The organism is Propioniciclava sp. MC1683, assembly GCF_014164675.1.
GTDB lineage: Bacteria > Actinomycetota > Actinomycetes > Propionibacteriales > Propionibacteriaceae > Propioniciclava.
On sequence record NZ_JACJFX010000001.1, the window covers coordinates 177,721 to 193,358 of the forward strand.

10 protein-coding genes are annotated in these 15,638 nt (G+C 67.7%); 6 read left to right on the forward strand and 4 right to left on the reverse strand.

From position 1 onward, the window contains the following. Positions 1–32: 32 nt before the first annotated feature. Genes H5397_RS00920 through H5397_RS00935 form a run of 4 tightly spaced genes read right to left on the reverse strand, consistent with a single transcriptional unit; the run spans position 33 to position 4,098 of the window. Entirely contained in the window at positions 33–635 is a 603-nt protein-coding gene (locus H5397_RS00920) for a hypothetical protein (RefSeq protein ID WP_182814427.1), read from the reverse strand. 46 nt (positions 636–681) lie between these two features. Then, positions 682–1,125 (reverse strand): rhodanese-like domain-containing protein, encoded by a 444-nt coding sequence (locus H5397_RS00925; protein WP_182814428.1) that lies wholly within the window; start codon positions 1,123–1,125, stop codon positions 682–684. 58 nt (positions 1,126–1,183) lie between these two features. Continuing rightward, on the reverse strand, positions 1,184–2,461 hold the full coding sequence (gene ilvA, locus H5397_RS00930; RefSeq protein ID WP_309224240.1) for a threonine ammonia-lyase IlvA: 1,278 nt from the start codon (positions 2,459–2,461) through the stop codon (positions 1,184–1,186). A gap of 47 nt (positions 2,462–2,508) precedes the next feature. Then, a complete protein-coding gene (locus H5397_RS00935; protein ID WP_182814429.1) occupies positions 2,509–4,098 on the reverse strand; it encodes a DNA recombination protein RmuC in 1,590 nt (529 codons plus the stop codon). Positions 4,099–4,189: 91 nt separating this feature from the next. Between H5397_RS00935 and H5397_RS00940 the strand changes: the two genes are divergently transcribed. The 6 genes from H5397_RS00940 to H5397_RS00965 all read left to right on the forward strand — a co-directional run bounded on the left by H5397_RS00940 (position 4,190) and on the right by H5397_RS00965 (position 15,545). After that, a complete protein-coding gene (locus H5397_RS00940; protein ID WP_182814430.1) occupies positions 4,190–5,452 on the forward strand; it encodes a M18 family aminopeptidase in 1,263 nt (420 codons plus the stop codon). Continuing rightward, complete coding sequence (locus H5397_RS00945; protein WP_182814431.1) at positions 5,452–5,946, forward strand: ASCH domain-containing protein; 495 nt, start codon at positions 5,452–5,454, stop codon at positions 5,944–5,946. The genes H5397_RS00940 and H5397_RS00945 overlap by 1 nt, the downstream gene beginning before the upstream one ends. Before the next feature lie 38 nt (positions 5,947–5,984). After that, complete coding sequence (gene ychF, locus H5397_RS00950; protein WP_182814432.1) at positions 5,985–7,073, forward strand: redox-regulated ATPase YchF; 1,089 nt, start codon at positions 5,985–5,987, stop codon at positions 7,071–7,073. Positions 7,074–7,286: 213 nt separating this feature from the next. Then, complete coding sequence (locus H5397_RS00955; RefSeq protein WP_182814433.1) at positions 7,287–9,014, forward strand: hypothetical protein; 1,728 nt, start codon at positions 7,287–7,289, stop codon at positions 9,012–9,014. 160 nt (positions 9,015–9,174) lie between these two features. Further along, positions 9,175–14,385 (forward strand): ATP-binding protein, encoded by a 5,211-nt coding sequence (locus tag H5397_RS00960; RefSeq protein ID WP_182814434.1) that lies wholly within the window; start codon positions 9,175–9,177, stop codon positions 14,383–14,385. Next, positions 14,382–15,545, forward strand: a complete 1,164-nt coding sequence (locus tag H5397_RS00965; protein ID WP_182814435.1) for a hypothetical protein — start codon at positions 14,382–14,384, stop codon at positions 15,543–15,545. The genes H5397_RS00960 and H5397_RS00965 overlap by 4 nt, the downstream gene beginning before the upstream one ends. The last annotated feature ends 93 nt before the right edge of the window (positions 15,546–15,638 follow it).

Genomic DNA, 15,638 nt, shown 5'->3' on the forward strand with positions numbered 1-15,638 from the left:
TAGGCGCCGCGTCGGCGTGAGCCAAGTGTCGCTCAGGTGAGGTCGCCGCTGCGCCACAGGCGGGCGTTCTCGGCGAGGTCGTGGGCCATGTCCTGCAGCTTCACGGCACGATCCAGCTCACTGCGAACCCGCGCGACCTCCGCCCGACCCGACGCCACCACGTGGCAGAACGCGGAGGCCCGCTCCAGCGCGATCGCGAAATCGCCGGTGAACGCCCCGCGCAGGATGGCGTCCGCGACACGCCGCACCTCGGCCGGGCCGGGCGGGTCGACGCCGGCGACGGCGTGGTTGGGCTCGGTGAAGCGGACGCCCGCGGCGTACTCGCGCGCCGCCCCGTCCGGGTCCGTCACGGTCCACTCGCGAAGCAGGTACAGCCGCCACAGGGCGCCCGGCAGGGTGGCGGCAGGGCGGTGCGACCACAGGTCCGCCAGCGTCGACAGCCCGATCTCGTCCACGATCGCGACCAGTCGGGCGGTCACGCCCGGGTCCTCTGCCGCGCGCCCCACCCGCAGCAGGGCGGCGGCCGTCTCGTGGGCCGCGTGCAGCTGCGCGATCGGGTCGGTGCCCTGGCCGAGCGCCTCGAGGGCGTCCGGTGATCGGAGCACGGGCCGGTGCGGCCGCTGGGGGGATGTCACCCGACCAGCGTAGGCGCCCCGGCCAGGAGCCCGTCCTTGGCCTGCCTCAGCCGGTCACCACCTCCTTGCCGGCGGCCTGCCAGGCGCCGATGCCACCGCCCAAGTGCCAGGCGTCGACGAAGCCGAGCTGCCTCATCGCCTCGATCGCGGCTGCCGACCGGTTGCCGGACCGGCAGTAGACGGCGTAGGGGGCGCCGCGGTCCAGGCCGGCGACGGCGGCATCGAAGTCCCCGTTGATGTCGGCCGGCACCGCGCCCTCCAGGTGGCCGGCGGCGTACTCGGCCGGCGTCCGCACGTCGAGCACGACGACACCGGGCGTGTCCAGGGAGGCGGCGAACTCGGCGGCGTTCAGCGTGGCCCCGTAGGCGCGGGAGGCTTCGGCCGACGCCGCGGCCGGGCCGCTCGGCGCGGGCTCCGACGCGGTGCACGCGGCCCCGGTCAGGGCCACCAGGGCGGCGACGGTGACGGACGCGATGCGGCGGGCGCGCATGGGGACTCCTCGGTTCGGCGAACGGCTCGCGCCCATGATACCCCCATGGGTATACGGATCAGATCAGGAAGCGGTAGAACGGGCTGTCGGGGTCGACCGGTTCGGCGCGGATCGGGCTGCGGTCGAGCCGGTGCATGAGGTCGGGCAGCGACGTCGGGTCGCCGAGCTCGATACCGACCAGGGCGGGCCCCATCTCGCGGTTGCTCCGCTTGACGTACTCGAAGTGGGTGATGTCGTCCTCGGGGCCGAGCACCTCGTCGAGGAAGCGGCGCAGGGCGCCCGGCTCCTGCGGGAAGTTCACCAGGAAGTAGTGCTTGCGGCCCTCGTACACCAGCGACCGCTCGACGATCTCGGCGTACCGGGAGACGTCGTTGTTGCCGCCGGTGACGACCACGACGACGACCTCGCCGGGGTTGGCCTTCACCTGGCGCAGCGCGGCCGTGCCGAGGGCGCCCGCCGGCTCGGCGATGATGCCCTCGGTCTGGTACAGCTCGAGCATCTCGGAGCAGATCGCGCCCTCGGGCACCGACACCATGTGCGGGTTCAGCTGGGCGGCGATGCCGTAGGTGATGTCGCCGGCGCGGCGCACGGCGGCCCCGTCGACGAACGTGTCGATCCGGGCCAGGGTGGTCGGACGCCCCGCGTCGAGGGCCGCCGCCATCGAGGCCGCCCCGGTGGGCTCGACGGCCAGCACCTGGGTGGTGGGGGAGTAGGCGTTCAGCCAGACCAGGCACCCGGCCAGCAGCCCGCCGCCGCCGACCGGGATGATCATCCGGTCGGGCTCGCGGCCCAGCTGCTCGACGACCTCCTTGGCGACGGTGCCCTGACCCGCGATGGTGCGGGTGTCGTCGAAGGCGGCCACCACGACGGCGCCGGTCTCCTCGGCGGCCGCCTTGGCGGCGGCGGAGGCCTCGTCGTAGGAGTCGCCCACGACGACCAGCTCGACGAACTCGCGGCCGAAGTGGCGCATGCGGTCGCGCTTCTGGCGCGGCGTGGTGGACGGGACGAAGATGCGACCCTTGATGCCGAGCGCAGCGCACGCCATCGCCACACCCTGCCCGTGGTTGCCGGCCGAGGCGGCGATGACCCCGGCCTGCCGCTCCTCCTCGGACAGTTGGGCGATGAAGTTGTAGGCGCCCCGGATCTTGTACGACCGCACGGGCTGCAGGTCCTCGCGCTTGAGCCACACCTCCGCCCCGGTCGCCGCCGACAGCCGCTCGGCGTACTGCAGGGGGGTGTCGTTGATGACCCCGGCCAGACGGGAGGCCGCGGCGTCCACGTCGTACGCCGTCACCGGCAGCGGGCCGCGGATCGCGTCAACAGGAAGGTGGCTCACCCGGACATTGTGCCCCCGTCACCTCGCCGGGGCCGGAGGCGTCCCACTCACGCGTGCTTGCGGGCCGGCGGCGCCACCTCGGGCGAGGTCTCACCCACCAGGTCGAACAGGTCGGGCTCGCCCCGCCTGAGGGCGGACGCCTCGGGCAGCTCGCCGGACGGCTTGCGCCCGATCACGGCCGGGACGGCGGTCGCGTCGGCCACCAGCTCGGGGGCGGCGATCTGGCGTAGCGGCTCCTCGATGGGGGTCAGCTCGCCCAGCTCGGCCTCGGTGACGTTGAGGTCGCGGAACCGGCGCGCGGTGACCATCACGCGGGTCTCGAGCGAGCCCACCGACGCGTTGTAGGCCTTGACCGCCGAGCCCAGCGCGCGCCCGAGCTTGTCGACGTTGTGGCCCATCGTGCCCAGCCGCTCGTACAGCTCGCGGCCCAGCGTCGAGACCTGGGCGGCCGACTCGGCCAGCTTGGCCTGCTTCCACCCGTAGGCGACCGAGCGCAGCATGGCGATCAGCGTCGACGGCGTCGCCACCACGACGTTGCGGCCGCTGGCGTACTCGTGCAGGTCGGGGATGAGCCGCAGCGCCTCGAAGCCCAGCGCCTCGTTCGGCACGAACATCACGACGAACTCGGGCGTGCCCGGGTCGGCCTTCCAGTAGTTCTTGCCGCCCAGGGCGTCCACGTGGCCCTTCACGTTCTTCGCGAACAGCGCGAGGTGGTGCTCGCGGTCCCGCTCGTCCTCGGTCTCGTGCGCGTCGAGGAACGCCGACAGCGGCACCTTGGCGTCGACGTAGACGAACTTGCCCTCGGCGAGGGTGACCTTGAGGTCGGGGCGGATCACCCGATCCTCAGAGGTGGTCGAGGTGGACTGCTGGGTGAAGTCGCAGTGCTCGAGCATGCCGGCGAGTTCGGCGACCCGCTTGAGCTGCAGCTCACCCCACGCGCCGCGCACCTGCGGCTTGCGCAGCGCCGTCGACAGGGCGTTGGTCTCGCGGCGCAGCTGCTCGCCGGTGAACTGCACCGCGCGCACCTGCTGGGCCAGCTCGGTCGACATCGCGACCCGGGCCTTCTCCACCTCGGTGAGGCGCTCGTTGAACGCCGCGAGGCTCTCGCGGATCGGCGTCATCAGCTGATCGGTGGCCTTGAGCCGGGCCTCGGCCGTGGCCTCCGCCTTCTTCCCCTGCTCGTCGAGTGCCTGGCCCGACAGCAGCTTGAACTCCTTCACGAGCGAGTCCCGATCCGCGGCGACCTCGATCGCCCGCGCCACCGCGGCGGCCTTCTCGGCCTCGGCGGCGACCACCTTCGCCTGCAGCGCGGCCACGGCCGCCTGGTGCTCGGCGGCGTCCGCCTGCGAGTCGGACGCCGCGGCCCGGGCCTCGGCGACCTGGGCGCGGGCGCGCTCCGCCTCCGCCCGCGCCTCCTGGACGCGCACCTCGGCCTGGCTCACCCGCAGCTCGGCGTTGGACACGTCGGCCCGTGCCCGCTCGGCATCCGCTCGCGCGCCCTGGGCCTCGGCGCGCAGCCGCTCCGCCTCGACCCCGGCCGCGGCGTCGGTCGTGCGGCGCAGCACGAACCAGGCCACGGCCGCGCCCAACGCGGCCCCGACCAGCAGGGCGACCAGGAGGATGCCGAAGTTGTCCATGCGTCGATCCTGTCAGGGGCCTCCGACAATTTGTCCGAGCCACCGCCGGGGCGGCCCCAGACGGGCTGCGGCGATGGGGCAGGATGGGGGCATGTCCGCTGCGCACATCGCCGACCTGGCCCGCTTCGTGACCGCTTCCCCGTCCTCGTTCCACGCCGCGGCCGAGGTCGCCCGGCGCCTGGGCGTGGCGGGCTTCACCCAGCAGGCCGAGGACGCTCCCTTCGCCATCGAGCCCGGCGGTGGCTACGTGCTGCGCGACGGCGCGATCGTGGCCTGGTACGTGCCCACCGACGCCGACGCGGCCCACTCGGGGTTCCGCATCGTCGGGGCCCACACCGACTCCCCGTCGCTCAAGCTCAAGCCCCAGCCCACCGCGTTCAGCGTGGGCTGGCAGCAGGCCGCTGTCGAGGTCTACGGCGGGCCACTGCCCAACCAGTGGCTGGACCGCGAGCTCGGCCTCGCCGGCCGCGTGGTGACCCGCTCCGGTGAGCAGGTGCTGGTCCGCACCCCGGCGTGGCTGCGCGTCCCGCAGGTCGCGCCGCACCTGGACCGGTCGGTCAACGAGAGCCTCAAGCTCGACCGGCAGGCCCACCTCAAGCCGGTCTACTCCGTCGGACGCCCCGACCTCGACATCCTCCAGCTCGTCGCCGAGCACGCGGACCTCGACCTCGCCGACGTCGCCAGCCACGACCTGTACTGCTACGTCACCGAGGCGCCGGCCGTGTTCGGGCCCACCGAGGAGTTCTTCGCCTCCTCCCGCCTCGACAACCTGTCCTCGGTGCACGCCGGCCTCGTCGCGCTGCTGGACGCCGAGTCCTCCGGCGATGTCACCGTCCTGGCCTGCTTCGACCACGAGGAGGTCGGCTCGTCCTCCCGCTCGGGTGGGGCGGGGCCGCTGCTGGAGCAGGTCATGCGCCGCCTCGCCGGGGCGCTCGGCGCCGAGGGCGACGCCTGGCACCGCATGCTCGCCCGCAGCTCGTGCATCTCGGCCGACGCCGGGCACGCGATCCACCCCAACTACCCGCACCTGCACGACCCCGAGCACCGCCCGCTGCTCAACGAGGGGCCGCTGCTGAAGCACAACGCCAACCTGCGCTACACCTCCGACGCCGCGAGCTCGGCGCTGTGGCGCCGCGCGTGCGAGGCCGCCGGCGTCCCCACCCAGGACTTCGTCTCCAACAACGCCGTCCCCTGCGGCAGCACGATCGGGCCCATGACGGCCGAGCGACTGGGCGTCCTGATGTGCGACGTGGGCATCCCGCTGCTGAGCATGCACTCGACCCGCGAGCTGGCCGGCACCAAGGACCCGGGCTGGCTGGCCGAGGCGCTCACCGCCTACTACGCGGGCGCCTGATGGCCGACATCGGGCAGTTCTGGGAGGACGCCCGCACCGCTGCCAAGCTGAACCCGCTGCAGGAGTACTTCGGTCCCCGCATGTGGGGCAGCATCACGCCCGAGTCCTACGCGTTCGGCGACAGCCCCGCGATGGCCGACGAACTGGCAGCGCTCGTCGTGGAGGGGCGCAAGACCGCCACGGCGAGCGCCCTGGCCGACTACGAGTCGGCGGGCGAACCGCTGCCGCAGCGCGGCGACCTCTTCATCATCGTGGACGGGGCCGGCGAGCCCCGGGCCCTCATCCGCACCACCGACGTGCGCGTGGTGCCGTTCTCGCAGGTGGACGCCGACCATGCGGCCGCCGAGGCGGAGGGGGACGGGTCGCTGGAACGCTGGCGATCCGGCCACCGCGACTTCTTCGAGCGCACGATCGGCTTCACCGAGGACATGCCCGTCGTGCTGGAGCGCTTCGAGCTGTTGTACCCGAGCCGCTGGAAGCCGTTGCTGGGCTGATTCGGGCCACGGCGTCCCGACAACTAGGATGCCCTCTCGTGGCACTCACCATCGGAATCGTCGGTCTCCCCAACGCGGGCAAGTCGACGCTGTTCAACGCACTCACCCGCAACGACGTCCTCGCGGCGAACTACCCGTTCGCGACGATCGAGCCGAACGTGGGTGTGGTGGGCGTGCCCGAGCCGCGCCTGGCCAAGCTCGCCGAGATCTACGGCTCGGAGCGCCAGCTGCCCGCCACCGTGTCGTTCGTGGACATCGCCGGCATCGTGAAGGGCGCCTCGCAGGGCGAGGGCATGGGCAACGCGTTCCTGGCCAACATCCGCGAGGCGGACGCGGTCTGCCAGGTCACCCGCGTGTTCGAGGACGCCGACGTCACCCACGTCGACGGTGAGGTGAACCCCGGCAATGACATCGAGACGATCACCACCGAGCTGATCCTCGCCGACCTGCAGACGCTCGAGAAGGCGCTCGTGCGCGTCGAGAAGGAGGCTCGGATCCGCAAGGAGGCCAAGCCGAAGCTCGAGGCCATGCAGGCCGCCCTGGAGGTGCTGAACTCCGGCAAGACGGTGTTCGCGTCCGGGATGCTGTCCTCGCCGGAGACCGCCGAGCTGCTGCGCGACCTGTTCCTGCTGACCGCCAAGCCGTTCATCTACGTCTTCAACTGCGACCAGGACGAGTTGGCCAACGACGCGCTCCGCGACCGGATGAGCGCCCTCGTCGCCCCGGCCGAGGCCGTGTTCCTCGACGCCAAGTTCGAGTCCGAGCTGGTGGAGATGGAGGAGGACGAGGCGCGGGACTTCCTCGCCGAGATGGGCGTGGAGGAGCCGGGCCTCGACAAGCTCGCGCGCGTGGGTTACGACACGCTCGGCCTGCAGAGCTACCTGACCGCCGGGCCCAAGGAGGCCCGCGCCTGGACGATCCGCAAGGGCGCCACCGCGCCCGAGGCCGCCGGGGTGATCCACACCGACTTCCAGAAGGGCTTCATCAAGGCCCAGATCGTCTCCTACGACGACCTCGTCGCCGCGGGCTCCGAGGCCGCCGCCAAGGCCGCGGGCAAGATGCGCCTCGAGGGCAAGGACTACGTGATGGCTGACGGCGACGTGGTGGAGTTCCGCTTCAACGTGTGAATCGGCGCAAAACCGCAGGTCAGAGGGGGTGTGACCCCTCCCAGTCCGCATAGAGTCCGCAAGAATTTCAGCAGGATGAGCTCGATCGGGCGGTGTCGGCGGGCCGATCGCTAGCCTCGCTCCTCAACTGGCACGTCTGTGACGTGACCTTTGGCGTAGGACGCAGGTCCGCTGCGTGGCGTATGAGTCGGACTGCTGCCATACGGTGAAGGCGTGAGCATTCCGTACATCCCCGGCTACACCACCGCAGACGGTGGCACGAGCCTGTCGGCAATGTGGAGCCCACCCACCGGCGGTTACCCACCCACACTTTGGCCAGCTCGTCGGCTGGATGACATCGATTCGAGCCCTTCCGGTTGGGTCGTTGTCGAGGAGCACTTCTTCACCCCGAGCGAGCACGGGGGCCGCGGCTGTGTGCTGATTGAAGCCGGCCGCGAGGAGGACGCACTCACCGATACGACGTGGATCGGGCGAGACCTAGGAGGTTTCAGCGTCTGGAGTTCGCCGAGCGGCGCAAGCGGCTACGACAACGGCCTCATCGAGAGTCGAGGCGGCGTCGCCACCAAATTTTTCATTCAGGCGCGCAACGCCACCGGCGCTTCCTTGCCGCAGATAGAGGTCACCCACCCGTTCCTGTGGTTCTGGGACGCCTTCGAGGTCCCGAACGGTTGGCACTACGTCAGTGCCGCCGGTCGCGAACACGAGTTGATCCGCTACGCGCGAGGCGAGGACGCCTGGAAGGTTGAGGTGCGTGTCCAAGAGTTCCGGACTTTCCTTAAGACCTGTGGGAAGTCCGCGATCCTTCAGGTTGACTACGTCACGAAGGTCGCGGATGGCAACTTCGAACGGGTTGACAGCGACTTCCGCAACGCGTGGGCCCACGTCGACTTCCATGCCGTCGCAGACTTCCTGACTGGCGTTGACCGGCCCTCGATGTCGCGCCTGTTCGGCCAATACGTCCTAGTCGGGCAGAACACGGGTCGACGACCTCGGTGGGAAGAATTCCACTCCGCGACCGAGCACCCGAAGTTCATCTACGGCACCGACTCCGAGACGGGAGAGCACCTCACTCACTCCTGTGACCCCGGCGAGCTCGGGACGTACTTCGACAAGGACAACTCGCGCCTCCACTACCTCACTCCCATCTATTTCAAACGGGAAGTGCTCCAGGACTACGTCGCGGAACCGGGTAGGTATGAGGTGACTCCCTTTCGTCTGTCTTGCTTCAATCTGTGGGGGGTCGATATCTCGATCAACAGTGCCGGTCTGGTGGAGGTCTACCTCGGCGACATTGGCAGCAAGATCCCGCACGAGGAATGGGGGCACTGGCGTAGTTACAACGTCCCGCCCGAAGGAAAGATGGAAGAGGGGCGCTTCCGTCGCGACTTCCTGAACCAATGGGCATCATCACCCGACCCGATTGGCGACATGCGGCAGGCACGCGTATCCGCGAACGAGGCTGCTCGTCAGAAGCTCGGAGGACAACTGTGGCGCTCCCTGCCTCCTGACCTCGAGTTGCAGTACCGGTCGCTCATGGGCCCGCTTACAGACGATCCATCCGCCCTGATCGGCCCTCTCCTGATCATTGCGAAGGTGTTTGTCGACGGACTTGACTCCAAGCTGCTGAAGCGGACTGTCGGTGGGGCAGAGAAGGACGAGAGGTCGCTGTCGCTGCTGAAGAAGCTGCTTATTTCGCTCGGCGACACGAGCGACGCATCCAAGATCCTCCGCGACCTCTACGCAATGCGATCCCGCGGAGGTGTCGCTCATCTCAGCAACTCGGAGTCGAGGGTCGCGCTCGCTGAACTAGGGATTGACGAGGTGGCACCGACCGCCGCTTTTCAATCGATCGTCCTTCAGGTCGGAGCTGCGGTCACGAAGGTGGGCGACTTGCTGGCCGATTCGGCACGCAGCGACTTGGACCATCAAGGGAGGGAGTGATGCCCGGACGAACGTTCTCGGCGAAGTGCCGTAGGCAGGTGGTCTTGACGAGCTGCTCGCCGCGGCTGGGGCGTCGATGGTGGTCGCTTGCCACATGCGCTCCATGGCGATCACTACTCAATCGGCGCGAGGCGTCCCTGGCACTGGTTGAGGACCAGACGTGAACCTCAGGGCGACGCACTACGGCTACACGTACCAAGACCTGCTCACAAGCGTCGCGCTCGTCGACCTCATGCTTGGAACCGCGACGGACATCACGGTCGACGCGAAGGGATTCGAAGGCGACCGATTCGACGACCTGACCATCAACTATGGTTCCGGTCGACGCGTCCGCGTGCAGATCAAGCACACCGAACAAGACCGCGAACTTTCCCGGGCGACCTTCTCCGCCGATGGCCGCAGTCTAAAGCTCAACTACCTGTTCGACGCGCTCCTCAGCGACCTGGCCGCGCATGCGGCCTCCACGTACAGGGTCGTCGTCCGGGACGGCGCCCCTGCCGCTGACCTTGCCACGGTCCTCAGGCCCGTAGATCCCGCGCTCGACCCCGGTGACCCCCTGTTCGGCGTCTCGACGCGTCGGTACAAGTTTGACCCTGATGCGCTGCGCGTGACGGCGCCGTGGCAGAAACTCGTCGAGCATCTCACCGACGAACAGATCCACGCGGCGTGCTCCAGTCTCACCATCGATACCAACGCTCCGGCCAGCACCATCAACCTGGTCGCGCCAGGACCTGCCGAACTCGTGCTCCTGCGGCGATCAATCGAAGAGCTCGGAGCCGGACGTCCGCCAAACACCCATCGGGCACCCGAGGACGTCGCACTTGCTCTAATACACGCGGCCACAGCCGCACGCACTCTAAGTGGATACGTCCGGCGCGAAGACATCTCGCCGCGCATCGGGCTAACCACGGACTTCGGAGCCGTAACCGAAGGTCACCCCGTAGAAAGGGCCGTCGCCGTCAGCCGTACTGGCGCTGCGGCAGCCGTGCAAGCACACCTGCAGGGCCTCATTACCGCGGGCGGGCGCGCCATCCTCACTGGGGAACCAGGAGCTGGCAAGTCCTGGCTCTGTGAACAACTCGCGGACGCGTACCGTGACGCCGGCTGGATCGTCGCGAGGCACCACTGCTGGCTCGGTGCCTCCGACATCGACCGCGACGAACGCGTACTGGCCGATGTCGTCATCGGAAGTCTCCTCGCGCAGCTTGAGCAACTGGCGCCTGAAGCAACGGTCGGACTTCGACCTAGATTCGCCGCCACTCGCGAGACGCTCGAAGCTGCGCTCCACGCTTGCCACGACGCCGAGCCGCAGCGAAAAATCCTGCTCATCGTCGACGGTCTCGATCATGCTGACCGCGTCCTCGGGCGACACTCCGGGGTATCGCCGGACCCGTCTCGAGTGCTAGTCGACCGACTCGCCAACGTGGACCTTCCGGCTGGAGTCGCGATGCTCATCGCCAGCCAGCCTGGAACACATCTCGACAACGCCAAACCATCCAGCGGCGAGCCGATACAAATGCCGCGAATGTCTTGGGAAGAAGTGAAGCTGCTCGCGCAGCGCCACCATCTCATCGCTAGTGAGGGCACGGTCGAGAGGCCTGTCGCGGAAGAACAAGACGATCGCAGCATCGTTGATGCCCTCTACGACAGATCCGCCGGCAACGCCCTCTACGCTACTTACCTCTGTCGCCATGCTGTCCGAGCCTCACCACTCGACCACGACAACGCCCCGCCACCAGCACCGCATGAGTTGATCCACCGTCTGCAGCGGGTACCCACACAAGCGACCGACCTCGACGCGTACTACGACCACCTCCTTAATGGGCTCACCGGTGACCAAGTAGCCGCCATCGGCGCGCTCGCAGTATGCGATTTCGCGCTGAACGCTGCTGAACTCGGCGAGATGGTGCCCGAGGTGACGCTTTTCCTCGACTCTGCCCTCGCGGCGCTCGCGCCCGTCTTGAACTCCCAACCCGGCCTGGGAGGTCTAAAGATTCACCATGAGAGTTTCGGCCGTCACATTCTCAGAGACAAGCCAGAAGTGTGGGTCGCGACAATCCGTCAGAAGGCTGCCGCGTGGCTCGAAGCACGCGGCTTTCTTTCCGACGCGCGTGCGTTCCGGCACTTGCCCGAACTCCTTGCGCAACTCGACGAGTACGACGAACTGAGAGCACTCGTCGGCCCCAGCTTTGTCGGAGACGCCATTCGTGCCCTCCAGCCGCCGGAGGCTCTTAAGAGAGTTGTCGGGGCAGTGGCTCGACAGAGCGAACAGCGCCTCGACTGGCCAACCCTTACGACCTGCATCGAACTTCGTAAGGCCATCGACGTATACGAGACCGAGTCGCTTCCTGACACTCTCGTTAATTACGGCGACGTCGTTGTCTCCATCCTCGGCGCAGACACGGTTGCTGGGCGGCTCCTATACGACGGGCGAGCCACGTTCCCCGCAAGATGGGGCCTGCGACTATGCCGGATTGTCGACCAGGCCGGTGCTCCGGCTCCCTGGGAGGCCTATCTGCTCGCGCGAAAGCGCGAGGAAGAACGTGACCGCACTAGGTACCTTGGCGACAACGATGGCAACCTTCACCTGGCCACACAACTCGCTTCATTGCGTGTCCGTGAGCAACGAAACCGCTTCGGTGACGACTTCGTCGATCGCGTCGCCGAGAACCTCGACGGCGACCACGCTGCCGACCTCGGCGAGCTCGTCGAGGTGTTCACATCCGGACTGCCAACGGGGGCCATGCCGGAGGTTGTAGCCAGGATGACCGACCCCGCCAAGGCAGCTCGGGCCTTCCTCACCCTGGCCGACCTGGCAGCCGCGGGCGAACGGGGCCTGCCAGCGCCCACGGACCTTGCCCGTGAAGCCCACCGCCTCAATCCAGTCGGCGACATCCGGGGCTATCTCCGCCACGGGATCACCCCAGAGGAGGTGCTCGCCGGACTCGGCACCGACGACTTCGCAGCCGATCTGAGGGCTGCCACCAGCGCAGTCACGACAGAACACCATCCCGACTACAACGTCGTCGCCCGCTGGCTCGCACTCCTTATGCTCGCGCACGCACTCGACCGGACGACGCCCCTGACACTGAGCAGCCAAGTCGCCGGCCTCGGGTTCTACCGTGCATGGCTCCAGTTCGCTATCTCGACCGTCGGCATCGCGGATGATGTCGCCAGCGGGATCATCTCGCCTCCTGATGCATCGACGACTGTCCGCGTGGCACTTGAGCGGCTTGCCGAGCACGCCGAACCATTCACCGGGTCACCGCGAGCCTGCGACCTCTACTCCATTCACCCGCTCATACATCACGTCATAGAGAACGCGCTCGTTGTCGTTCAACAAGGTGACCTCGACGCGGTCCTCGGCCACCTCACCGCTATCGGCGAAGGGACCAGCACATCGCTCATGGGGATGGCTGAAAACGGCCCGTTGACCACAAATGGCCTGCTCGAACTTCTCGCGCGTGTCTCCGAGAGCATTGGTATCGAGGCCACCCATGCCCTGATCGAAGGAATCCGCGAGCATCGCCAGGTCACGCACGGCATGTACTCGGTTGAAGCCGATTTCGAACTCGCGACCGCGCGAATCTGCTACGCGGCCGGCGCGACAGACGAGGCGCAAGAGTGCTGGGCCCGCGCCGCTGCGCTCCTCGCCACCTACGGAGGGCACAAGGACCCGACCATCGGTGAGTTCATGGACACCGTCACTGATCTTGCCGACGTCGACGTTGACACTGCTCGGGAAGCGCTCGGAAGGCTCCTCGACCTCGCCTATCTCGTTAGGCAGCACACCGACGGACGCGGGACCAATCATGTGCCCCAGGACTGGTGGGAAGCATCAGCCCGCATCGACCCCATTGCGGCGGCCCTCGACGGCGCGAACGTCTGGCTCGCCGAACTCGGGTTCGAAGACGCCCGCGTGCAGACCGCACTCGAGGAGTTACTGGAAACCCAGTCCTCCGCCGCCGATCCCATCGTGGCCGCCGCTCTGCGTCTTGCCGCCGGGTCAGACTGGCGCCGCCCGAACATCGACTTTGAGGTCTTAGTCCGCCTCCAGCCTGAATACGGCCAGACGCCCCAAGCAGACGCCGTGCTCACCTCGACTGCCAACAACATCGCAGCGTCGTACGACGACCAGCCCCTGATGTACGCGAGTGAGACCACCAAGTCCGTAGCCACGGGCGACCTCATCGACGCCGTTACTGCACTTGGCGGTACGGCGTTCGCCATCCGGGAGCCTCGCGAGGACAAAGACGAGAACAGAGCAAATATCGACCGCCGAACCGAGCCCACCGATCTGCTGAACGCACTCGACAGCCATCAACGACCCATCCTCCCGGCAGGTCGCGATGGCGCGATCGCAGCTGCCCGGGACTACGACAACAAGGACTACCGTGACGACGCGGGCGCCGCACGATGGAGCTTCGATGCACTGGCGAACGCCATCGGATGGCGCATCCTCGAAACGATCCAGACAGACGGCGCTGAAGCAGGCATCGCACTCATAGACGACATCGCTCGCGAGGTCCCCACCTACAAGGACAACTCGATCTTCGCTGCCCTCGGCGAAGGACTCGCTGCGCGGTGCGACGACACGACGACCGAACTCAAGACGGTGGCCTCCTACTGCCTTGCGCTGGCGTACACCCGCATCCGGGGCGGCGGAGGTTGGCGCAACTTCGCAGGACGCGAACAAGCCGACCTGTGGGTCACGGCCTACGCCCTCGATCCCTACACCGCTGAACGCACGCTGGCCGCTGCTGTCGGTCACACCGCACGCAGCAACTCGGTCGCGTTCTACGGAGTCACCCAAGCCATCATCTCCGCTCTCGCCGCCCAACCAACGGCTTGCGCAGGTGGCACCGCCATCGACTGCTGGAATGCCGGCTACGAGGTTCTCCGAGCGCGTGTGCCCGGGACTCCGGCGCGCGGCCACCACACCTACAACCCAACCAAGGCCCCCGACCCACTCGACCACCTCAACAATGCGCTTGCCATCCTGGCTGTCGCATCCATCTCCCAAGGAATGCGCGCTGACCTACGACGTGCCCTCCTTGCCGTCACATTGCTCCTCACTTGCCGCCCGACGATCGCGCAAGTGGCGCTCGTCCGGGTGCTCGAACATCCGCTCGACGCCGCACGCATCACGTGGCTCCTCGAGGTCGTCAAGGACTGCCTCCCCCGCGGCCAACTGACTGACGAAATGGCGGCCCTCCTCACGGCGCTCTCCAAAGCCGACCTGCTTTCTGTGCGAGTTGTTGCCGCCGATATTCTCAGGAGTCACAACAAGCCGGTCCCAGTCCCGCCAGCCACCGAACCGGCGGCTGAGGTGCGGCTCGCGTTCAGCCAGTTCATCCAGGAGTACGAATGAGCGACGGGGATGAACTTCTGCGTGCACAGGCGATGGTCGCCATGGCTGTCGGGGACCGACTTGAGCTCGCCGAGGAACCGCCAGGATTCCGCCTCGCCATTACTGGCGGCGTCCTTGCCCGCCTCGACTCCATCACTGCACGAATGCGCGATCAGTTCGAACACCTTCGCACCCCGAGCAGCAGGCGCATCCCGGACGCCTACTACGCAGACGAACAAGAGACCGAGAACGAGTTGCAGAAAGTGGGTGCCGGCCTACGCGCGGCGATCGCGCTCGGCGGCAGCGTCGGTGACCCGTTTGAGATTGAGAGAGACCTCGCAGCCGACCTCACGCCCACTGGCATATGGGCGCGCCGCAGCGAAGCATCGAGAGTTCCGCGACCCACGACCCGGCCCGCGGTCTTCGATTGGTCGCTGGAACCAATCCCGTGGATTGACGATGAAGACTTCAATTGGCCACCGGCTGACGCAGATGCCCTGACCGGAACTCGTCAGTTGGCAGGCGGTGAAGGGGAACGGGTCCGAGTCGGCGAGGTTCCGTTTACCGACTGGGTGCAGTTGGGGTTCATCGAGCGACAACGAACGTTCGCGACCCGGTACCCCACGAACCCTGGCCGCCAAGTCCTACTGATGGCGGGCTTGGAGGTGTGCGACGGGCCCCCGCCAGCGAACAGTGGGCCGCTTTCGGAGCTGCCGCCGGGACTCTGGGCGTACGCGTACACCGACCTCGTCTCCGGCCTAGACCAAGACGGTGCACGCGCTGCAGTCGCAACCATGCGAAAGCCGCTGGCAGCACTCGTGTCCTTTGAGCAGACGCCGGGGGCCCCGTCACAGGAGCGTGGGCTGGGGCTGCACCAGTTCTGCCTCACCCCGCAACTGGAGATTGTGGCCCTCCTGGGTCTTCGGCCCGAAACCCCGGCAATCCGGCACACTCTTGTCGACGACCAGGGTCAAGCGATGGTCTGTCGGCAGTGGCGCAGTTATCTCGTTCACGATGGCAACTACGGGCCGCTCGAACCAGCGGTCGTTGGCGCAGATCTCATCATCCGCCGCGATCTGTTCGACATCCTCGAAGCAGCCATCGGAGCCAAACGTATAGACCTTGGCCTCACAGTTCGCCACCACCAAGGGCCGGAATCACACAACGACACCGAGGACTAATGACGGACGCGAGCTGTCACACCATTGTTGCGGATTGGCACGAATCGTCGATGACCTTGACCCAGCCCAACGGAGGCACGACTGTTGAGGTGG

Bases quoted from the DNA above. Each gene is read 5' to 3' on its own strand.
- H5397_RS00945 (WP_182814431.1), top strand. From the start codon at position 5,452: ATGGCCGACATCGGGCAGTTCTGGGAGGACGCCCGCACCGCTGCCAAG.
- H5397_RS00965 (WP_182814435.1), top strand. From the start codon at position 14,382: ATGAGCGACGGGGATGAACTTCTGCGTGCACAGGCGATGGTCGCCATG.
- H5397_RS00940 (WP_182814430.1), top strand. From the start codon at position 4,190: ATGTCCGCTGCGCACATCGCCGACCTGGCCCGCTTCGTGACCGCTTCC.
- H5397_RS00935 (WP_182814429.1), bottom strand. From the start codon at position 4,098: ATGGACAACTTCGGCATCCTCCTGGTCGCCCTGCTGGTCGGGGCCGCG.
- H5397_RS00925 (WP_182814428.1), bottom strand. From the start codon at position 1,125: ATGCGCGCCCGCCGCATCGCGTCCGTCACCGTCGCCGCCCTGGTGGCC.